We start from the raw sequence: 19268 nt of genomic DNA, 5'->3' as shown, positions 1-19268 counted from the left end.
CTCAGCGGGCGCCTTCCTGCTCGGCCGAAGTATTTCGGGCATCCGGGACGGATGGGGAACTTTCGGCGGGAGTCCGGGAGTTGTCAGAGCGAGGGGGCTGCTCCGCCTTCAGCTTGCGGGACAGGACGATCGCGCCGACCAGTGCCGCGAGCAGCAGGACGGACAGGGCCTCGAAGGGCAGGACCCAGGTCCGGAACAGGCTCTCGCCGGTGACGCGGGTGCTGCCGGCGGCCGGACCGTTCAGGTCGATCCAGGTCGTGCGGAAGGCATCCACGACCACCCACACCAGGGCGCCGGCGGCGGCGACGGCGACCGTCAGGGCGGCCCAGCGGTTGCCGGAGTCGGCGTCCGGGGAGCGGCCGATCGGGGCCTTGGTGAGCATCAGTCCGAACAGAAGGAGGACGACGACGGAACCGACGTAGATCAGGACCTGCACCCAGGCGATGAACTCGGCCGTGAGCAGCAGGTACTCGACGGCGAGGCCGCCGAGGGCGACCACGAGCCACAGGGCGGCGTGCACGAGCTGCTTCGTGGTGACCGTCACCAGTGCGGCGCCGAAGGTGGCCAGGCCGACGAGCAGGAAGGCGATCTCGACGCCGGTCGGGGACAGGAAGCCGTGGCTGTGCGCGGCGGTTGCGGCGAGGCTCACGACTTCCCCTCCTGCGGTTCGGCCCGCGTGGCCGCCAGCTTCTCGGCGGTCTTGCGGGCGGCGGCGAGTTCCTTCGGCTCTTCGGCGCCGGGGTCAAGGGCGGGCGGCGCCGGGACGGTCCACATCCACTCGCGGAGCTTGTCCCGCTCGTGGGTGAGTTCGTGGATGTCGGTCTCGGCGTACTCGAACTCCGGCGACCAGAACAGCGCGTCGAAAGGACAGACCTCGATGCAGATACCGCAGTACATACACAGGGAGAAGTCGATCGCGAACCGGTCGAGGACGTTGCGGCTGCGCTCACGGCCGCCGGGGGCGGCGGGCGGGACCGTCTCCTTGTGCGAGTCGATGTAGATGCACCAGTCCGGGCACTCGCGGGCGCACAGCATGCAGACCGTGCAGTTCTCCTCGAACAGCCCGATCACACCCCGGGTGCGGGGCGGCAGGTCGGGCAGGGCGTCCGGGTACTGCGCGGTGACGTGCTTCCTCGTCATCGTGCGGAGGGTGACGGCCAGCCCCTTGGCCAGGCCGGAGCCGGGAATCGACAGGCGGGGTCGCCCGGAGGGCGTCGTTGAGGGGCGGTGGTCGGGTGACGGGCGGGACATTAGGAGATCACCACCTTGACGATGCCGGTGAGGGCGATCTGAGCGAGGGAGAGGGGGACGAGGAGGGTCCAGGAGAGCTTCTGGAGCTGGTCCTCGCGCAGGCGGGGGTAGGTCACACGGAGCCAGATGACGACGAAGGCGAGGATCGCGGTCTTCAGCAGGGTCCACAGCCAGCCCAGGCCGTCGTGGCCCCACGGGCCGTGCCAGCCGCCCAGGAAGAGGACGGTGGTCAGGCCGCACAGCACGACGATGCCGGCGTACTCGGCGAGCAGGAACAGCGCGAACCTGAGACCGGTGTACTCGGTGTACGCGCCGAAGATGATCTCCGAGTCGGCGACCGGCATGTCGAAGGGCGGGCGCTGCAGTTCGGCGAGGCCGGCGACGAAGAAGACGACCGCGCCCACGATCTGCCAGGGCACCCACCACCAGTGGAAGGCGTGGAGGATGCCCGGGAGGGAGACCGTGCCGGCCGCCATGGCGACGGAGGCCGCGGCGAGCAGCATCGGAAGTTCGTAGGCGAGCAGCTGGGCGGCCGTGCGCAGACCGCCGAGCAGGGAGAACTTGTTCGCGCTGGCCCAGCCGGCCATGAGCGAGCCGAGGACGCCGACGCCCATCACGGCGAGGACGAAGAAGACGCCCGCGTCCAGGACCTGGCCGACGGCGCCCTTGCCCGGCCCGATCGGGATGGCGAGCAGGACGAGCAGGTACGGCAGCAGGGCCACGGCGGGGGCCAGTTGGAAGACGCGGCGGTCGGCGCCCGCCGGGACCACGTCCTCCTTCTGGGCGAACTTCACACCGTCGGCGATCAGCTGGGCCCAGCCGTGGAAGCCGCCGGCGTACATCGGGCCGAGGCGGCCCTGCATATGGGCCATCACCTTGTGCTCGGTCTGGCCCACGATGAGGGGGAAGGTGAGGAAGACGACGAACACGACCACGAGTCGCAGAGCGACGTCCAGCAAGTCGTTCACTGCTGTCCTCCTGCGGGGTCGTCGGGGGTCGGGGTTTCCGGGGCCGGGGGTTCGGGGGTCCCGTCCTCCCCTGTCCCTGTCCGGTCTTCGGATTCCGGTGTCCGGTCCTCGGGTTCGGGCTCGTCGAACGCCGGGCGGGCGTGGTGCCAGGGGGCGTCCGCACTGCGGGGCGCGGTGCCGCGCGGGGCCGGCCGGGCGGGCGTTTCCGGTGCCGACGGCTCGGACGGCGCGGTCGGTTCGGACCGCGCGGTCGGCTCAGTCGGCGCGGTCGGTTCGGACGGTGCCGGAGCCGAAGGCTCACTCGGCGTCTCAGGTGCTGCCGCTGCCGGAGCGCCGGCGCGTTGCGAGGCCGAGCCTTCCGAGGCGCTGCGGGCACGCCGCGGCCCCGAGGGCGGGGGCGCGGCCGTCGGCGTCGACGGAGCGGCGGACTCCGCTCGCTGTGAAGCCGACCCCTCGCTCGCGCTGCGGGACCGGCGCGCACCGGCGGTACCCGCGGCGGGAGCCTGGTCGGGTGCACCCTCGCGCTGGCTCGCCGAGCCCTCGGAGACGCTGCGGGACCGGCGCGGAGTTCCCGCGGGAGTCCCCGCGGGTGTTCCCGCAGCCGCCCCCGGTGTCTCGGCCGGCGCGGTCTCCGGTGTCGCAGCCGCGGTCCGGCTCGCCGAGCCCTCCGCCGCCGTGCGGGTGCGCCGTACCGGGCGCTCTCCTGTGGCCGCCCGCGCCGGGCGCTCCCCCGCCGCACGCCCGGCGGCCCTGGCCGGGCGGGCCGGGGCGGGCGGGAGCTGGCCCTTGAGGGGGCCCCATTCGTTGGGGTCGGGGACGCCCGGTGGGAGCATCTGGCGGCGCTTGGGGCCGCCATGGTCCGACTCGCCGGGCTCCTTGGCGCCGGGCCAGGCCTTGGCGACACGGGCGGCGAGGACGAAGTCCTTGCGCAGGGGGTGACCCTCGAAGGTCTCCGGGAGGAGGAGGTGGTCCAGGGCGGGGTGGCCCTCGAAGGCCACGCCGAACATTTCGTGGGTCTCGCGCTCGTGCCAGGCCGCGCCCGCGTAGACGCCGACGGCGGAGGGCAGCGCCGGGGCCTCGTGCGGAACGGTCGTGCGCACGAGGAGACGGCGGACCGGGTGCAGAGCGACGACGTGGGCCGAGACGAGGAAGCCCGTGCCGGGTTCGTCGACCGCGCTCAGCCAGTCGAAGTACGTGCAGGACAGGGTCGTACGGGCCGTCTCCAGGGCGGTGAGCCAGGAGGACGGCGGGACGTCCACTGTCAGGACGTCGTAGGACTCCTCGGCCGTGGCCTCCGGGCCGAAGAGTTCCTCGGCGGAGGCGGGCAGCCAGCCGGCCGTGGTCATCGTGCGCCCCCCTCGGCGGGCGCGGCCGGGGGCTGCACCAGGCCGCTCTGCAGGGCGGCGGCCGAGGGCCGGCCGGCGGACCCGTGGCCGTAGCGCTCGCCCAGGGACTCGCGGGCGATCTTCTCCTGCAGCTTGAGGATGCCCTGGAGCAGCGCCTCCGGGCGCGGCGGGCAGCCGGGGACGTAGACGTCGACCGGGATGATCTGGTCCACGCCCTTGGTGACGGAGTAGGAGTCCCAGTAGGGGCCACCGCAGTTGGAGCAGGCGCCGAAGGAGATGACGTACTTCGGTTCGGGCATCTGCTCGTACAGGCGCTTCACGGCCGGGGCCATCTTGTCCGTCACCGTGCCGGACACGACCATCAGGTCGGCCTGGCGCGGGCCCGGCGCGAAGGGGATGACGCCGAGCCGGATGAAGTCGTGGCGGGCCATGGACGCGGCGATGAACTCGATCGCGCAACAGGCGAGGCCGAAGTTGAAGACCCACAGCGAGTAGCGGCGGCCCCAGTTCAGGACCACCTTCATGGGCTCGGGGGCGAGGCGCGCGAGGGCGCCCAGCTTCTTCGGCTCGGGAAGCAGCACGGGCTCCGAGGCAGACGGGTTCACGTCCATGTCAGGACGCCCTTCTTGTATGCGTACAGCAGGCCTACGGCGAGGAAGCCCAGGAAGATGAACATCTCCACGAGGGTCGTCGCGCCGTAACCGGGGGCGGCGAAGACCGTCGCCCAGGGGAAGAGGAAGATCGAGTCGACCGCGAAGATCACGTACAGGAAGGCGTAGACGTAGTAGCGGACCTGGGTGTGTGCCCAGCCCTCGCCGACGGGGTCGACGCCGCACTCGTACGTCAGAAGTTTCTCAGGGGTGGGCACGACCGGGCGCAGCAGGCGTCCGGCGCCGAAGGCGACCGCGACGAAGAGCACGCCGATGACGGCGAGCAGCCCCACGGCCGAGTAGGACCGGAAGTATCCGGCCGCGACGTCCGCCGCGGCGACCGTCGAGCCCCCCAACGTCTCCCGCACGGTCCGTCCCTCGCTCTCCGACCTCGTGACCTTGGTGAACTCCGTGACCCACGCGATTTCGAGGATCTGTACGCACGGGAGTCTAGGCCCTGATAAGGAGACCGTAAGCGGCCCGTCACGCCATGAGGCGCGGAGCGAGGCTCGGGCGGCATTCCGATGGCATCCCGGCGGCATCCCGTCGGCGGCGACGGGGTTCGTCGGCGGTGGGGTTTTCCCCCGGATCCGGAGGGCGGCGCACCGCATGGCGCAGGCGGTGCATGACGCGGCAGGCTAGCCGCTATGACCGCTCTGACGCCCGTCACCGACCGGACCGACGGCACCGACCGCCTGCCCCCGGCCCGGCTCGCCTACGGCGCGCACACCTGGAAGGAGATCGCGCATCTCCTGCTGAACCTGCCGACGGCGCTGTTCGGCTTCGTCTACGTGTGCACGACGCTGTTCACCAGCGCGGCGCTCACCGTCACGGTGATCGGCCTGCCGCTGCTCGCACTGTGCCTGCTGGGCGCCCGGCAGTTGGGCAAGCTGGAGCGGGCCCGGGCCCGCGTGCTGCTCGGCGTGCGGGTGGAGGAGCCGACTCCGCTGCCGATCGCCCGGCGCGGGGGCAAGCGCGGAGGCCCGCTGCAGCGGCTGTGGATGGCGCTGAAGGACCCGGTGGGCTGGCGCACGCTGCTGTACGACTTCATCCGGCTGCCCTGGGGCATCTTCACCTTCTGCACCATGCTGACCTCGCTGTTCGTGCTGTGGCCGGTGCTGCCGTTCATCGCGCGGGGCCTGGCGAACGTGGACCGGGCGATGGTGCGCGGGCTGCTGTCGCCCTCGGACGAGCTGGAGCGCCGTATCGCCGAACTGGAGTCCGACCGCGGGGTCGTGGTCGACACGGCCGCCGCCGACCTGCGGCGCATCGAGCGCGACCTGCACGACGGCGCGCAGGCCCGGCTGGTCAACCTCGCGATGGGGCTCGGCCTCGCCAAGGAGAAGCTGCTGGAGGACCCCGACTCCGCCGCCGCGATGGTCGACGAGGCGCACGGCGAGGTGAAGCTGGCGCTCCAGGAGCTGCGCGATCTCGCCCGCGGCATCCACCCGGCCGTCCTGACCGACCGCGGCCTCGACGCCGCCCTGTCCTCCGTCGCCTCCCGCTGCACGGTGCCGGTCAAGGTGACGGCCGATCTGCCGACCCGGCCGGCCCCGGCGATCGAGGGCATCGCCTACTTCACCGTCTCCGAGCTGCTCCAGAACATCAGCAAGCACAGCGGGGCGCGCTCCGCCTCCGTCGAGGTGTGGCGCGCGGAGGACCGGCTGCTCATCCAGGTCCGCGACGACGGCCAAGGCGGCGCGCGGCTGGACGGCGGCACCGGGATGCGGGGGCTGGCGGAACGGCTGGGCGCGGTCGACGGCCTCTTCGTGGTCGACTCCCCGGCCGGCGGCCCGACGGTGGTCACCGCGGAACTGCCGTGGCGGGACCGGCAGGAGCCGTAGCCCGTAGGGGTCGAAATCCGTGGGGGTGGGGAAAACCCCCGGTTCGAGAGGCCGACGGCCTCCATGGCCCGCGGACCTGCGGCAGAGCAGGGTGGAGACGAAGGTACGGCGGCACCGCCGGTCGGACGAGGGGAACGGGACGAGACCGATGGCCACGGAACACGGGCAGGGATACGGATACGGATACGGGCAGGGGTACGGGCAGGGGCACGGCTCCCACGGCTACGACCCCCGCAGCTACGACGACGAACCGCGCCACTTCCTGCCCGCCGTCCTGCGCGCCCCCTTCGAGGCGCGCGCCTGGCGCGAGTTCGGCTACGTCCTGCTGAGCCTGCCGGTCGCGATCGTGCTGTTCACCTGGACGGTGACGATGGTGTCCCTGGGCGCGGGCCTGCTCGTGACCTTCCTCGGCATCCCGGTGCTCGCGGCGGCGCTCGCCGGCTGCCGCGGCTTCGGCGCGCTGGAGCGGACGCGGGCGCGCGGGCTGCTGCACCTGGAGGTGGCCGAACCGGAGCCGCTGCGGATGGGCGCGCCGGGCGCGATGGCATGGGTCGGCGCGGTCCTCAAGAGCGGCACGTCCTGGCGGAACCTGCTGTACGCGCTGGTGCAGTTCCCGTGGGCGGTGTTCTCGTTCACCGTCGCGGTGACCTTCTGGTCGTGCAGCCTGTCGCTGCTGACCTACCCGCTGTGGTTCTGGGTGTTCCCGATGTACACCGGCCAGGGCGGTCTCCAGCTCTACGGCGACGAGCACCACCGGATCTACCTCGACAACCCGTTCGAGATCACCGTGACCGCGCTGGCCGGGCTGGTGTTCACGCTCGCCACGCCGTGGATCGTACGGGCGCTGACGACGGTGGACGGGCTGCTGGTGCGCGGTCTGCTCGGCCCGTCGCGGCTGTCGGCGCGGGTGGTGGAGCTGGAGTCGGACCGGGGGGTCGTGGTCGACACGGCCGCCGCCGACCTGCGGCGCATCGAGCGCGACCTGCACGACGGCGCGCAGGCCCGGCTGGTCGCGCTGGCCATGGACCTGGGGCTGGCGAAGGAGAAGCTCCGGGAGGACCCGAAGGCGGCTGCGCGGATGGTGGATGAGGCGCACGGCGAGGTGAAGACCGCGCTCCAGGAGCTGCGCGATCTCGCCCGCGGCATCCACCCGGCCGTCCTGACCGACCGCGGCCTGGACGCGGCCCTGTCCTCCGTCGCCTCCCGCTGCACCGTCCCGGTGAAGGTGGAGGTCGACCTGCCGGCCCGCCCGGCCCCGGCGATCGAGGGCATCGCCTACTTCACCGTCTCCGAGCTGCTCCAGAACATCAGCAAGCACAGCCGCGCCCGGTCCGCCACGGTGGACGTGTGGCGCTCGGAGGACCGGCTGATGCTGCAGGTGGCGGACGACGGCGTGGGCGGCGCGGACACGTCCCGGGGCTCGGGCCTGGCCGGGCTCGCCGGGCGCCTGGACGCGGTGGACGGCGTCCTGGTCGTCGACTCGCCGGCGGGCGGCCCCACCCGGGTGATCGCCGAGCTACCCTGGCGCGGCTGACAGCAGAACGGGACGAAACCGTCAGAGGCCATTGCCGGCCACCGGCAACCGAACCGGCAGCCGTACATAATCCGCATGCCTGATAACCCGGCTCAAGCGCGCCACGATCGCAATCCTGGAATGCTTGTGTTCCGTACAAAGGTTGTCATCCGAGGAACGGTGCGGAGGATCAGGCTGTGGGGGGCCGGGAGATCGTGGAGAACAGAGTGCGCGTCGTCATCGCCGAGGATTCGGTACTGCTCCGGGAGGGCCTGACCCGGCTGCTGACGGACCGCGGGCATGAGGTCGTGGCCGGTGTCGGGGACGCGGACGCGCTGATCAGGACCATCGCCGACCTCGCCGCCCAGGGCGCGCTGCCCGACGTGGTGGTGGCCGACGTACGGATGCCGCCGACCCACACCGACGAGGGCGTCCGGGCGGCCGTACGGCTGCGCAAGCAGTATCCGGGGCTCGGCGTGCTGGTGCTGTCGCAGTACGTGGAGGAGCGCTACGCCACCGAACTGCTGGCCGGCTCCAGCCGGGGCGTGGGCTACCTGCTCAAGGACCGGGTCGCCGAGGTGCGCGAGTTCGTCGACGCGGTGGTGCGGGTGGCCGAGGGCGGTACGGCGCTGGACCCGGAGGTCGTCGCACAGCTGCTCGGCCGCAGCCGCAAGCAGGACGTGCTGGCCGGGCTCACACCGCGCGAGCGCGAGGTGCTGGGCCTGATGGCGGAGGGCCGCACGAACTCGGCCGTCGCCAAGCAGCTGGTGGTCAGCGACGGGGCCGTGGAGAAGCACGTCAGCAACATCTTCCTCAAGCTCGGCCTGTCCCAGAGTGAGGGGGATCACCGGCGTGTTCTCGCCGTCCTGACCTATCTGAACTCGTGATGCTGACACTCTGTCAACAGCAGGGTCAAACCTTCGGGGGCGAGCAAGCATGAGCAGTCAGTGCGAAAGATCGTCTCGGCAACGCGGCGCGGGTTCTCCTCGGCGCCGCGACGAAAGACCGTCCCGAACGCGGGACCAGCGCGAGAAGCACGGAACGCCGTCTCAGAAATCCGTCCACCATGCGGATGCCCTCGGGAAGGCGACCCTAACCGACGTAGGGTTGATCCTGGGATGGTCCGTGAGACGACCATGCCCGGACAGCCGCCTCGAAGGAGGTCAAGTTCAGTGACCAGCCAGGTCAGCAGCCCAGCCGAACAGGCCGACGGAACCGTCGTCGGTGAGCAGCGCACACCGGGCGGAGCCAAGGACGTACGGCGCCTGGACCGGGTGATCATCCGGTTCGCCGGGGACTCGGGTGACGGCATGCAGCTCACCGGTGACCGGTTCACCTCGGAGACGGCGACCTTCGGCAACGACCTTTCGACGCTCCCGAACTTCCCCGCCGAGATCCGTGCCCCTGCCGGCACGCTGCCGGGTGTCTCCTCGTTCCAGCTCCACTTCGCGGACCACGACATCCTCACGCCGGGCGACGCGCCGAACGTGCTGGTCGCGATGAACCCTGCCGCACTGAAGGCCAACATCGGCGACCTGCCGCGCGGCGCGGAGATCATCGTCAACACGGACGAGTTCACCAAGCGGGCCCTGCAGAAGGTCGGCTACGCGGCCTCGCCGCTGGAAGACGGCTCCCTGGACGGCTACAACCTTCACCCGGTGCCCCTGACCACGCTGACCGTGGAGGCGCTGAAGGAGTTCGACCTGTCCCGCAAGGAGGCCGAGCGCAGCAAGAACATGTTCGCGCTCGGGCTGCTGAGCTGGATGTACCACCGGCCCACCGAGGGCACCGAGAAGTTCCTGCGGTCGAAGTTCGCCAAGAAGCCCGACATCGCGGAGGCGAACATCACCGCGTTCCGGGCGGGCTGGAACTTCGGCGAGACGACCGAGGACTTCGCCGTCTCCTACGAGGTCGCCCCGGCCACGCACGCATTCCCGGTCGGCACCTACCGGAACATCTCCGGCAACCTGGCCCTGGCCTACGGTCTGGTCACCGCGTCCCAGCAGGCGGACCTGCCGCTGTTCCTGGGCTCGTACCCGATCACCCCGGCCTCGGACATCCTGCACGAGCTGAGCAAGCACAAGAACTTCGGCGTACGCACCTTCCAGGCCGAGGACGAGATCGCCGGCATCGGTGCCGCGCTGGGCGCCGCCTTCGGCGGATCCCTCGCGGTGACCACGACGAGCGGCCCCGGCCTCGCGCTCAAGAGCGAGACGATCGGCCTCGCGGTCTCGCTGGAGCTGCCGCTGCTGGTGGTCGACATCCAGCGCGGCGGGCCGTCGACGGGTCTGCCGACCAAGACCGAGCAGGCCGACCTGCTCCAGGCGATGTTCGGCCGCAACGGCGAGGCGCCGGTCCCGGTGGTCGCCCCGAAGACCCCGGCCGACTGCTTCGACGCGGCCCTGGAGGCGGCCCGGATCGCCCTGACGTACCGGACGCCGGTGCTGCTGCTCTCCGACGGCTACCTGGCCAACGGCTCGGAGCCGTGGCGCATCCCGGACCTGGACGAGCTGCCCGACCTGCGTGTCCAGTTCGCCTCCGGCCCGAACCACACCCTTCAGGACGGCACCGAGGTCTTCTGGCCCTACAAGCGGGACCCGCAGACCCTGGCCCGCCCCTGGGCCCTGCCGGGCACGCCGGGTCTGGAGCACCGCATCGGCGGCATCGAGAAGCAGGACGGCACCGGGAACATCTCCTACGACCCGGCCAACCACGACTTCATGGTCCGTACCCGCCAGGCCAAGATCGACGGCATCACGGTGCCCGACATCGAGGTCGACGACCCGCAGGGCGCCGGGACCCTGGTCCTCGGCTGGGGCTCCACCTACGGCCCGATCACGGCGGCGGTACGGCGGCTGCGCGCGGAGGGCATCCCGATCGCGCAGGCCCACCTGCGCCACCTCAATCCGTTCCCGGCCAACCTCGGCAGTGTGCTCGGGCAGTACGACAAGGTCGTGGTCCCCGAGATGAACCTCGGCCAGCTCGCCACCCTGATCCGGGCGAAGTACCTGGTCGACGCGCACTCCTACAACCAGGTCAACGGCATGCCGTTCAAGGCGGAACAGCTCGCCACCGCGCTCAAGGAGGCCATCCATGACTGACGCCACCAACGGGCTGCTCCAACTGGTCCCCAAGGCCGAGGCCAAACAGTCCATGAAGGACTTCAAGACGGACCAGGAGGTGCGCTGGTGCCCGGGGTGCGGTGACTACGCGATCCTGGCCGCCGTCCAGGGCTTCATGCCCGAACTGGGACTGGCCCGGGAGAACATCGTCTTCGTCTCCGGGATCGGCTGCTCCTCCCGCTTCCCGTACTACATGAACACCTACGGGATGCACTCCATCCACGGCCGCGCCCCCGCCATCGCCACCGGCCTGGCCTCCTCCCGCCGCGACCTGAGCGTGTGGGTGGTCACCGGCGACGGCGACGCCCTCTCCATCGGCGGCAACCACCTGATCCACGCCCTGCGCCGCAACGTCAACCTGAAGATCCTGCTGTTCAACAACCGGATCTACGGCCTGACCAAGGGCCAGTACTCGCCGACCTCCGAGGTCGGCAAGATCACCAAGTCGACGCCGATGGGCTCCCTGGACGCGCCCTTCAACCCGGTGTCGCTGGCGATCGGCGCGGAGGCCTCGTTCGTGGCCCGCACCATCGACTCCGACCGCAAGCACCTCACCGAGGTGCTGCGCGCCGCCGCCGGCCACCCGGGCACCGCGCTGATCGAGATCTACCAGAACTGCAACATCTTCAACGACGGTGCCTTCGACGCCCTCAAGGACCGGCAGCAGGCCGAGGAGGCGCTGATCCGGCTGGAGCACGGGCAGCCGATCCGCTTCGGCCACGAGGGCACGCGCGGTGTCGTACGCGACCGGCAGACCGGTGATCTGAAGGTGGTGACGGTGACGCCGGAGAACGAGGCGGACCTCCTGGTGCACGACGCGCACGCCGCGTCCCCCACCACCGCCTTCGCCCTGTCCCGGCTGGCCGACCCGGACACCCTGCACCACACCCCGATCGGCGTGTTCCGCTCCGTCGAGCGGCCGGTCTACGAAACCGCGATGGCCGAGCAGCTCGACACGGCCATCGAGCAGCGCGGCAAGGGCGACCTGGCCGCCCTGCTGGCCGGCGGGGACACCTGGACGGTCGTCGGCTGACGCACGCCTGTCAGCAACGCTCATTGATCACGAGGCCCGGGACTGGAGGTCCCGGGCCTCGTCGTATGCACGGCGGGCCTTCTCCACCCGGTCCATGCGGCGGTCCGTCCACTCGGCGAGCGCGCGCACCTGCTCCGCCGCCTCACGGCCGAGGTCGGTCAGGGAGTAGTCGACGCGGGGCGGGATGACCGGCTTGGCGTCCCGGTGGACCACGCCGTCGCGCTCCAGGGTCTGCAGGGTCTGGGTGAGCATCTTCTCGCTGACGCCCCGCCCGCCCCAGCGGCTGACGGCCCGGCGCAGCTCGCTGAACCGGTACGGCCGCTCCAGCAGCTCGATCAGGACCAGGACACCCCAGCGGCTCGTGACGTGCTCCAGGACGAGCCGGTGCGGGCACATGGCCTCGGCTTCGGCGGACGCCCCCTGCTTACTTACTGCCATGCCAGTACCTTACTCCAAAGTGGGTACTTTCGCTTGGTTAGCGCCTCTCCTAGGGTCAGTGGCAGTTCGCACCCCACAGGGACCCCAAGGAGATGGGCACACCATGAGCATCGTCGTCACCGGAGCCACCGGACACCTCGGCCGCCACGTCGTGGAGCAGCTGCTGGAGAAGGTTCCGGCGCAGCAGATCACCGCCGTCGTCCGCGACGAGACCAAGGCCGCCGGCTTCGCCGCCCGCGGAGTGAAGCTCGCCGTGGCCGACTACAACGCACCCGAGACCTTCGACGGCCTCTTCGCGGCCGGCGACAGGGTCCTGCTGATCTCCGGCAACGAGTTCGACAAGGGCCGGGTCGGGCAGCACTCGGTCGTCATCGACGCCGCCAGGGCCGCGGGCGTGGCGCTGCTCGCGTACACCAGCGCCCCGGGCGGCCTGACGGCCCCGCTCGCCGACGACCACCGGGCCACCGAGGAGGTGCTGGTCGCCTCCGGTGTGCCCTACGTGCTCCTGCGCAACAGCTGGTACCACGAGAACTACACCGAGCACCTCGCGCCCGTGCTGGAGCACGGCGCGGTCGTCGCGGCGGCGGGCGAGGGCCGGGTCTCCTCGGCCTCCCGCGCCGACTACGCGGCGGCGGCGGTCGCGGTGCTGACCGGCGAGGGGCACGAGAACGCGACGTACGAGCTGGGCGGCGACGAGGCATGGAGCTTCGCCGAGTACGCGGCCGAGCTGAGCCGGCAGACGGGCAGGGAGATCGGCTACAGCGAGGTCACGGTCGAGGCCCTGGAGGGCATCCTGGCCGGCGCCGGCATGCCCGGTCCGATGGCCGCGATCCTGGCCGGCGTGGACGCGTCGATCGAAAAGGGCGAGCTGGTCATCTCCTCGGGCGACCTGGCCCGCCTGGCCGGCCGCCCGACCACCCCGCTCGCCGAGGCGATCACCGCAGCACTCAAGGCCTGAGCCCTGCACCGGGGACCACCTGTCATGACCGTATGGCAATACGGACATGACAGCCGGGGCCGCTCGGCGCTACCTTCGTCCTCGCGTGCGTCCGTCGCCGCATGCGTGCGCGAGGTGAGAGTGAGGGTCCGTGGCCGGGACGTCCAGAGGTGAACAGCGGATAGGTCTGCTGAACGGCTTCGCCGCGTACGGCATGTGGGGACTGGTCCCCATGTTCTGGCCCCTGCTCAAGCCCGCCGGAGCGGTGGAGATCCTGGCCCACCGGATGGTGTGGACCCTCGGCTTCGTCGCCGTCGCCCTGCTCGTCACACGGCGCTGGGCCTGGGCCAAAGAGCTGCTGCGGCAGCCGCGGCGGCTGGGGCTCGTGGTGCTGTCCGCCGCCGTCATCACCGTGAACTGGGGCGTCTACATCTGGGCCGTGAACTCCGGCCACGTGGTCGAGTCCTCCCTCGGCTACTTCATCAACCCCCTGGTGACCATCGCGCTGGGCGTGCTGATCCTCAAGGAGCGGCTGCGGCCCGTGCAGTGGGCGGCGGTGGCGATCGGCGCCGCCGCGGTCGTCGTCCTGACCGTCGGCTACGGCCGTCCGCCGTGGATCTCCCTCTGCCTCGCCTTCAGCTTCGCCGCCTACGGGCTGGCGAAGAAGAAGGTCGGACTCGGCGGTCTGGAGTCGCTGGCCGCCGAGACCGCGGTCCAGTTCCTGCCCGCGCTCGTGTTCCTGCTCTGGCTCACCGCGCGCGGCGACTCCACCTTCACCACCGGCAGCACCGGGCACTCCGCCCTGCTCGCCTCCACCGGCATCATCACGGCTCTGCCGCTGGTCTGCTTCGGCGCGGCGGCGATCCGCGTCCCGCTGTCCACGCTGGGCCTGCTCCAGTACCTGGCCCCGGTCTTCCAGTTCCTCCTCGGCATCGTCTACTTCCACGAGGCCATGCCGCCGGAACGCTGGGCCGGCTTCGCCCTGGTCTGGCTGGCCCTGCTCCTCCTCACGGCGGACGCCCTGCGCTTCGCCAGGAGGCAGCGGCGACCGGAGGAAGAAGCCGTACTGCCGTCCCGGGTGGAGACTCCCGACTCGGCTGCGGTCGAGGCCTGACGGGCAAACCGGGCGGCGAGTGTTCGTGATGGCGGACCCGGAGGGCAGCGAGTTCTGCCTCCAGTAGCCGGAGTCGGGGTCGGCTACGCCTGGGCGGCGGCCTTCGCCGCCCGGTCGGCCAGGCGGATCATGCGGGCTCGGGCGGACTCCAGGGGGTGCGGGTCGTCGGCCGCGGGGCCCGGTTCCGCCGCGAGGTCCGTCCACAGGGCGATCAGGTCGCGGCCCAGGCGCAGCCCCTCCTCGGGGTCGCGCACCGCGCGCCAGGCGGTGGCCGCGCTCTGCACGTTGCCGTACGCCGCCTCCGCGTCCTGCGCGTCCCGCCGCAAGCGGGCCAGGTCCAGGGAGAGCCGGCAGGCGCGGACCGGATCGCCCGCCAGGTAGGCGATGTAGGCGGTCAGTTCGCGCAGATGCAGCACCTCGGGGTGACGGGCACCCAGCACAGCGGTGGCCTCGGCGACCGTGTCGGCGGCCAGCTCCGCCGCCGCCCCGATACGGCCCGCCCGCACGGCCTCGTTGATCCGCGTCAGCGGCTCGGTGAGCAGCTCGGCCCCCTCCGCGGTCTCGGTCACGGGCCCGTCTCCCAGCACCTCCTCCGCCACGGCGTCGAACCCCCGGGCGGGGGTGTGCCCGGAGACGAACCCGGCCTCGGGGTCGGGCAGGGGGGCGGCGGGCGCGGGTTCCGGGTCGGGTACGGCAGCGGCGACAGGGCGGGCCTCCATGACCGGCACCGGACCGAACTGGCCCGTCGGCGCCTGCACCGTGCCCGGCGGCACGGCCGCGCCCATCCGCGGTCCCACCCGGGTCGGCTGTCCCGCCACCCGGCTGGAGCCGTCCGCCGAGACCTCCAGGGGGACCACGCAGCCGGCGGACTCGTCGTGGATCGTGGCCCGTATCGGGCCTCCGACGCTGATGGCCAGGCGCTGGAGACGGTCCAGGACGGCCTGCTGGATGTCCTCGCCCGGCGCCGCCTCCACCGCCGTCCCGCCCACCCACGCGCTGCCCGTGCCGGACACCCGGACGTGCACCAACGCCGGGTGTGCCACGGGCTGCTGCACCCGCTTCTTCTCGAAGCTGAGTCGAGACATCGGTTTTCCCTCACTCCCCCGGCGCCGCGATCCTGTTGTACGCGTCCTACCGACCAGTCTGTCTGTTCCCCTCGGCTTCCGCGTCACCACGACGTCACAGCCTCGCACCAGCCGTACCGAAGTTTGTTGCGTGTGCATATAATGCAGGTGCCTTTATTCGTTCATCTGGGGGACCCATGCGCCGCTTTCTCTTCGTCCTCGGCAGCGCCCGCTCCGACGGCAACACCGAACTGCTGGCCCGCAAGGCCGCCGAACAGCTGCCCGGCGACGTCGAACAGCACTGGATCCGGCTCGCCGATCACCCGCTGCCCGACTTCGTGGACCTGCGGCACGACGACGACCACGTACGGCCGCCCGCGGACACCGGAACCGGCCTGCTGCTCGACGCCACGCTCGCGGCGACGGACATCGTGATCGTCTCGCCGCTGTACTGGTACTCGGTGTCCGGTCTGACCAAGCGCTACCTGGACTACTGGTCGGGCTGGCTGCGCGTCCCCGGCTTCAAGGACACCTTGGCCGGGCGCACCCTCTGGGGCGTCGCCGCGCTGGCGGACCACGAGCCGTCGGTCGCCGATCCCTACGTCGGCACCCTGAACAACTCGGCCGCCTACATGAAGATGCGCTTCGGCGGCGTCCTGCTGGGCAACGGCACCCGGCCCGGCGACGTCCTGAAGGACACCGACGCGCTGGCACGCGCGAAGACGTTCTTCGCGCAGGAGGCACCCCTCGCGCGCTTCCCGTACGAGACGGCTGCCGCCCTGGCGGCTACGCGCTGATGTCCTTCGTCGTGAACCGCGCCCAGGCCGCCGATCCGAACACGGCCGCGTACAGCGCCTGCAGGCCGAGGTTCTTCATCAGGTCGTCCCAGTAGACGGGGTCGCGCATCAGGTCCGCGAAGGACAGCCAGTAGTGCGAGAAGAAGTACGGCTGGAGCGCGTGCAACTGGGGTATCTGGTCGAGGATCTGGACCGTGATGAGCAGGCCGACGGTGGTCGCCATCGCCGCGATGCCGCTGTTGGTCAGGGTCGACACGAACAGGCCGAGGGCCGCGACGCCGACGAGTGAGGCGGCGACGACCAGGGCTATCAGCAGGGCGCGGCCGAGTCCCTCGGTGAAGCTGATGCGGGTGCCCGAGATGGTCGTCAGATCCCCGAGCGGGAACAACAGTGCGCCGACGAGCAGCGCCGAGCCGGCGACGACCAGGGTGGCCAGCAGGCAGAACGCCATGACGGTCGTGTACTTGGTGAGCAACAGGCGGGTGCGGCCGGCCGGGGCGACCAGCAGATAGCGCAGGGTGCCCGCGCCCGCCTCCCCCGCGACCGCGTCGCCGGCGATCACGCCTACGGCCATCGGCAGGAAGAACGGCAGGGTCGCCGCGAGCGCCGTGAACACCAGGAACAGGCCGTTGTTGGTGATCTGAGCGATGAACGCCGGACCTTCGCCGTTCCCGCCGTGCGCCGTGGCGCCGCCCCGCGTCTCGACCTTGACCGAGATCCCGACCAGCACCGGCACCGCGGCCAGCACACCGAGCAGCGCGAGGGTGCGCCAGCGCCGGAGGGTGGTGATCAGCTCGCTGCGCAGCAGCCCGAAGGTCCACAGCGGACTCGGCCGCGCGGCAACGGCCGCAGCCGGTGCCGCCTGGAGTGTTTCAGCCCGCGACATCGAAGCCCTCCCCCGTCAGTGCCACGAACGCGTCCTCCAGCGAGGCCCGTTCGAGTGTGAAACCCCGGACGCGGACGCCCGCGGTGACCAGCGCGGCGTTCACCTCGGCGAGGTCCCGTCCGGGCGGCTCGGCGGTCACCCGGGCGCCGTCGGCGACGACGTCCCCGACGCCCTGCTCCTTCAGCACGCGTGCCGCTTCGGCCGCGTCCGGCGTCGTCACCACGAGCCGGCCGCGCGCCCCGGCGGCCAGATCGGCCACCGCGCCCTGGGTGATCAGCCGGCCCTGTGCCATGACCGCCGCGTGCGTGCACACCTGCTCGATCTCGTCGAGTAGGTGGGAGGAGAGGAAGACGGTCGTGCCGTCGGCGGCCAACTCCCGTATCAGGGCCCGGATTTCGCGCATGCCCTGCGGGTCGAGGCCGTTGGTCGGCTCGTCCAGGACGAGCAGTCTGCGCGGCTGGAGCAGCGCGGCGGCCAGCCCCAGGCGCTGCTTCATGCCGAGCGAGTACGCCTTCGCCTTCTTGCCCGCGGCGGCGCCGAGTCCGACCCGGTCCAGCGCGGCGGAGACCCGGGCGCGCCGGGTGCGCGGGTCGGCGGTCGGGTCGGCCGCGTCGTAGCGCAGCAGGTTGTCCCGGCCGGAGAGGAAGCCGTACAGGGCGGGGCCCTCGATGAGCGCGCCGACCTGCGGGAGGACGGCGCGCGCCGAGCGCGGCATGGCTTGGCCCAGGACGCGGGCGGAGCCCGAGGTCGGCTCGATCAGCCCCATCAGCATGCGGATGGTGGTGGTCTTTCCGGAGCCGTTCGGGCCGAGGAAGCCGAAGACGCTGCCCGCCGGGACGGTCAGATCGAGACCGTCGACGGCGAGCTGCCCACCGCGGTAGCGCTTGGTGAGGCCGCGCGTGGCGATGACGCTCGCCACCGCGTCCCCGGGCTCCCGCTGCGTGGCGGACGGTGCGTCCATCGGCTCCCTCGTCTCGTCGTGCTCCAGTCGTACGCCAGGGGGACCCGTGAGCCCCCCTGCCCCGGTTCACCGCCCCTGATTCGGGGTTACTTCCCCTCGTTCGCCGCCTTCACCAGCGCGTCCTTGGTGACCGTGCCGACATACACCTTGCCGTTGTCCGTGATCAGGGCGTTGACCAGGCGGGTGTGGAAGACGGTGCCCTTGCCGAACTTCCCGGAGACCTTGTCGCCGAGCGAGCCGAGGAAGCCGCCGAACGCACCGCCCTTGTCGCCGCTGGGCATGCCGCCCTTGGCGCCGGTGTCGAAGACGGCTATGGAGTTCCAGCCCTTGCCGAGGACGTCATGGCCCCCCATGCCCGCCATGCCCTTGCCGAAGTCCTCGCCGGGCCTCGGCGCGTGCTGCCGTGCCCTGGACTCCTTCTTCTCCTCGGTGACCTTCGCACCCTTGGGCGGGGTGAAGTCGAAGGTGCGGGCGGCCGGTTCGGCGAAGGAGACCTGGGTGAAGCCGACGTCGAGGACGGCAGCGCCGCCGCTCGCCGGGGTCAGCGTGAACTTCAGCGGCTGACCCGTCTTCGCGTCCACGGCGATACTGATCGCGCCGACCGTGCTGCCGGACTGCCTGGGCTTGATCAGCAGCTTGTAGGCGTCGCGGCCGGCGACCTGGGCGGTGCCGTCGACGGTGACGGACGTGGTGTCGTCCACCGACTTCAGGGCCTGGTCGGCGAAGTCCTTGGGCGTGGCCGGGGGCTCGGCCCGGTGCTCCTTGGCCGAGCCGGCCGAGGAGCCGTGGTAGACCTCGTTGCTCTTGCTGTCGTAGCCCCACACGTCCTTGCCGTTGTGGATGAGGCTGTACTCGGCGCCGCTCTCCAGCAGCGACAGCTTCTGCCGGTCCGGGCCGTCGAGGGCCACGCGCAGGGTGTGCGTGCCGGAGACCAGCTCGGTGAGCTTCGCCTTCGGGTCCGCGGTCGAGCCGTCGCCGTGGCCGCCCCGGGCCGCGCCGGACATCAGGCTGTTCTCCAGGCCGCCGAAGTTCGGCAGGCCGAGGTCGGTGTCGATCTTCACCGTGCCGGACAGCTGCTGCACGTCCGACTTGGCTATCTTCTCGATGAGCTGCTGTGCGGTGATCTTCGGCAGGTCGGGGTCACCGGAGGCGGCGAGCGCCGGGACGAGCCCGATCGTGGCCGCCGCCACCCCCACCACCGCGACCGGGACGACGTACCGGGCGGCCTTGCGGCGTCCGGTACGCAGGTCCCCGTCCTGCGCGACGTCCATTGCGTCGTCGGATTCGTACGGTGCCATGTGTGCCTTACCTCCGTCGTCGGCGGCGGCTGTCCTCACGCTGGTC

Annotated in this window: 19 protein-coding genes; 8 read left to right on the top strand and 11 right to left on the bottom strand. The window is 71.4% G+C overall.

Going from position 1 to position 19268, the window contains the following annotated elements:
- Position 1: 1 nt before the first annotated feature.
- The 6 genes from ACWD3E_RS30900 to ACWD3E_RS30875 form a co-directional block, all read right to left on the bottom strand.
- On the bottom strand, positions 2-649 hold the full coding sequence (locus ACWD3E_RS30900) for an NADH-quinone oxidoreductase subunit J family protein (RefSeq protein WP_451390859.1): 648 nt from the start codon (positions 647-649) through the stop codon (positions 2-4).
- On the bottom strand, positions 646-1140 hold the full coding sequence (locus tag ACWD3E_RS30895; protein ID WP_451390858.1) for a 4Fe-4S binding protein: 495 nt from the start codon (positions 1138-1140) through the stop codon (positions 646-648). The genes ACWD3E_RS30900 and ACWD3E_RS30895 overlap by 4 nt, the downstream gene beginning before the upstream one ends.
- Positions 1141-1250: 110 nt before the next feature.
- Positions 1251-2219, bottom strand: a complete 969-nt coding sequence (locus tag ACWD3E_RS30890; protein WP_451390857.1) for a complex I subunit 1/NuoH family protein — start codon at positions 2217-2219, stop codon at positions 1251-1253.
- Complete coding sequence (locus ACWD3E_RS30885) at positions 2216-3565, bottom strand: NADH-quinone oxidoreductase subunit C (protein WP_451390856.1); 1350 nt, start codon at positions 3563-3565, stop codon at positions 2216-2218. The genes ACWD3E_RS30890 and ACWD3E_RS30885 overlap by 4 nt, the downstream gene beginning before the upstream one ends.
- Positions 3562-4176 (bottom strand): NADH-quinone oxidoreductase subunit B, encoded by a 615-nt coding sequence (locus ACWD3E_RS30880; protein ID WP_451352923.1) that lies wholly within the window; start codon positions 4174-4176, stop codon positions 3562-3564. Before ACWD3E_RS30880 ends, ACWD3E_RS30885 begins: the two co-directional genes overlap by 4 nt.
- A complete protein-coding gene (locus ACWD3E_RS30875) occupies positions 4167-4583 on the bottom strand; it encodes an NADH-quinone oxidoreductase subunit A (RefSeq protein ID WP_451390855.1) in 417 nt (138 codons plus the stop codon). Before ACWD3E_RS30875 ends, ACWD3E_RS30880 begins: the two co-directional genes overlap by 10 nt.
- A 279-nt stretch (positions 4584-4862) precedes the next feature.
- On the opposite strand from ACWD3E_RS30875, the gene ACWD3E_RS30870 reads away from it, so the two are divergent.
- The 5 genes from ACWD3E_RS30870 (at position 4863) to ACWD3E_RS30850 (ending at position 11727) form a co-directional block, all read left to right on the top strand.
- Positions 4863-6059 carry a sensor histidine kinase gene (locus ACWD3E_RS30870; protein ID WP_451390854.1) on the top strand — a complete coding sequence of 399 codons (1197 nt, stop codon included), beginning with the start codon at positions 4863-4865 and terminating at the stop codon, positions 6057-6059.
- A 148-nt stretch (positions 6060-6207) separates the two neighbouring features.
- Positions 6208-7593 carry a sensor histidine kinase gene (locus ACWD3E_RS30865; RefSeq protein ID WP_451390853.1) on the top strand — a complete coding sequence of 462 codons (1386 nt, stop codon included), beginning with the start codon at positions 6208-6210 and terminating at the stop codon, positions 7591-7593.
- Between the two features lie 206 nt (positions 7594-7799).
- Complete coding sequence (locus ACWD3E_RS30860) at positions 7800-8459, top strand: LuxR C-terminal-related transcriptional regulator (protein ID WP_451390911.1); 660 nt, start codon at positions 7800-7802, stop codon at positions 8457-8459.
- A 285-nt stretch (positions 8460-8744) separates the two neighbouring features.
- A complete protein-coding gene (locus tag ACWD3E_RS30855) occupies positions 8745-10673 on the top strand; it encodes a 2-oxoacid:acceptor oxidoreductase subunit alpha (RefSeq protein WP_451390852.1) in 1929 nt (642 codons plus the stop codon).
- A complete protein-coding gene (locus tag ACWD3E_RS30850; protein ID WP_451390851.1) occupies positions 10666-11727 on the top strand; it encodes a 2-oxoacid:ferredoxin oxidoreductase subunit beta in 1062 nt (353 codons plus the stop codon). The genes ACWD3E_RS30855 and ACWD3E_RS30850 overlap by 8 nt, the downstream gene beginning before the upstream one ends.
- A gap of 27 nt (positions 11728-11754) precedes the next feature.
- On the opposite strand, the gene ACWD3E_RS30845 is transcribed toward ACWD3E_RS30850, so the two are convergent.
- On the bottom strand, positions 11755-12165 hold the full coding sequence (locus tag ACWD3E_RS30845; protein ID WP_451390850.1) for a winged helix-turn-helix transcriptional regulator: 411 nt from the start codon (positions 12163-12165) through the stop codon (positions 11755-11757).
- A gap of 103 nt (positions 12166-12268) precedes the next feature.
- Between ACWD3E_RS30845 and ACWD3E_RS30840 the strand changes: the two genes are divergently transcribed.
- Both ACWD3E_RS30840 and rarD read left to right on the top strand, forming a co-directional pair.
- Entirely contained in the window at positions 12269-13123 is an 855-nt protein-coding gene (locus ACWD3E_RS30840; protein ID WP_451390849.1) for an SDR family oxidoreductase, read from the top strand.
- A gap of 130 nt (positions 13124-13253) precedes the next feature.
- A complete protein-coding gene (rarD, locus tag ACWD3E_RS30835) occupies positions 13254-14216 on the top strand; it encodes an EamA family transporter RarD (protein ID WP_451390848.1) in 963 nt (320 codons plus the stop codon).
- A gap of 83 nt (positions 14217-14299) precedes the next feature.
- Here the strand turns inward: rarD and ACWD3E_RS30830 are convergent, their stop codons facing one another.
- Entirely contained in the window at positions 14300-15301 is a 1002-nt protein-coding gene (locus tag ACWD3E_RS30830) for a hypothetical protein (protein WP_451390847.1), read from the bottom strand.
- A 176-nt stretch (positions 15302-15477) separates the two neighbouring features.
- Between ACWD3E_RS30830 and ACWD3E_RS30825 the strand changes: the two genes are divergently transcribed.
- Positions 15478-16077, top strand: coding sequence for a flavodoxin family protein (locus ACWD3E_RS30825; RefSeq protein ID WP_451390846.1), 600 nt, complete (start codon positions 15478-15480; stop codon positions 16075-16077).
- On the opposite strand, the gene ACWD3E_RS30820 is transcribed toward ACWD3E_RS30825, so the two are convergent.
- The 3 genes from ACWD3E_RS30820 to ACWD3E_RS30810 form a co-directional block, all read right to left on the bottom strand.
- Complete coding sequence (locus ACWD3E_RS30820; RefSeq protein WP_451390845.1) at positions 16067-16963, bottom strand: ABC transporter permease; 897 nt, start codon at positions 16961-16963, stop codon at positions 16067-16069. The genes ACWD3E_RS30825 and ACWD3E_RS30820 overlap by 11 nt on opposite strands.
- Positions 16950-17924: an ABC transporter ATP-binding protein gene (locus ACWD3E_RS30815; RefSeq protein ID WP_451390844.1), complete on the bottom strand. Its 975-nt coding sequence runs from the start codon at positions 17922-17924 to the stop codon at positions 16950-16952. The genes ACWD3E_RS30820 and ACWD3E_RS30815 overlap by 14 nt, the downstream gene beginning before the upstream one ends.
- Before the next feature lie 86 nt (positions 17925-18010).
- Positions 18011-19222 carry a LolA family protein gene (locus tag ACWD3E_RS30810; protein WP_451390843.1) on the bottom strand — a complete coding sequence of 404 codons (1212 nt, stop codon included), beginning with the start codon at positions 19220-19222 and terminating at the stop codon, positions 18011-18013.
- Between the last annotated feature and the right edge of the window lie 46 nt (positions 19223-19268).

Source organism: Streptomyces sp. NPDC002676, from assembly GCF_053592455.1.
Note: the sequence above shows the minus strand (reverse complement) of the source record. Positions and strands in the feature narration are given on the sequence as shown.

Coding starts and splice junctions, on each gene's coding strand:
- ACWD3E_RS30815 (WP_451390844.1), bottom strand. CDS start 17,924: ATGGACGCACCGTCCGCCACGCAGCGGGAGCCCGGGGACGCGGTGGCG.
- ACWD3E_RS30895 (WP_451390858.1), bottom strand. CDS start 1,140: ATGACGAGGAAGCACGTCACCGCGCAGTACCCGGACGCCCTGCCCGAC.
- ACWD3E_RS30870 (WP_451390854.1), top strand. CDS start 4,863: ATGACCGCTCTGACGCCCGTCACCGACCGGACCGACGGCACCGACCGC.
- ACWD3E_RS30845 (WP_451390850.1), bottom strand. CDS start 12,165: ATGGCAGTAAGTAAGCAGGGGGCGTCCGCCGAAGCCGAGGCCATGTGC.
- ACWD3E_RS30885 (WP_451390856.1), bottom strand. CDS start 3,565: ATGACCACGGCCGGCTGGCTGCCCGCCTCCGCCGAGGAACTCTTCGGC.
- ACWD3E_RS30840 (WP_451390849.1), top strand. CDS start 12,269: ATGAGCATCGTCGTCACCGGAGCCACCGGACACCTCGGCCGCCACGTC.
- ACWD3E_RS30810 (WP_451390843.1), bottom strand. CDS start 19,222: ATGGCACCGTACGAATCCGACGACGCAATGGACGTCGCGCAGGACGGG.
- ACWD3E_RS30850 (WP_451390851.1), top strand. CDS start 10,666: ATGACTGACGCCACCAACGGGCTGCTCCAACTGGTCCCCAAGGCCGAG.
- ACWD3E_RS30880 (WP_451352923.1), bottom strand. CDS start 4,176: ATGGACGTGAACCCGTCTGCCTCGGAGCCCGTGCTGCTTCCCGAGCCG.
- ACWD3E_RS30865 (WP_451390853.1), top strand. CDS start 6,208: ATGGCCACGGAACACGGGCAGGGATACGGATACGGATACGGGCAGGGG.
- ACWD3E_RS30830 (WP_451390847.1), bottom strand. CDS start 15,301: ATGTCTCGACTCAGCTTCGAGAAGAAGCGGGTGCAGCAGCCCGTGGCA.
- ACWD3E_RS30820 (WP_451390845.1), bottom strand. CDS start 16,963: ATGTCGCGGGCTGAAACACTCCAGGCGGCACCGGCTGCGGCCGTTGCC.
- ACWD3E_RS30825 (WP_451390846.1), top strand. CDS start 15,478: ATGCGCCGCTTTCTCTTCGTCCTCGGCAGCGCCCGCTCCGACGGCAAC.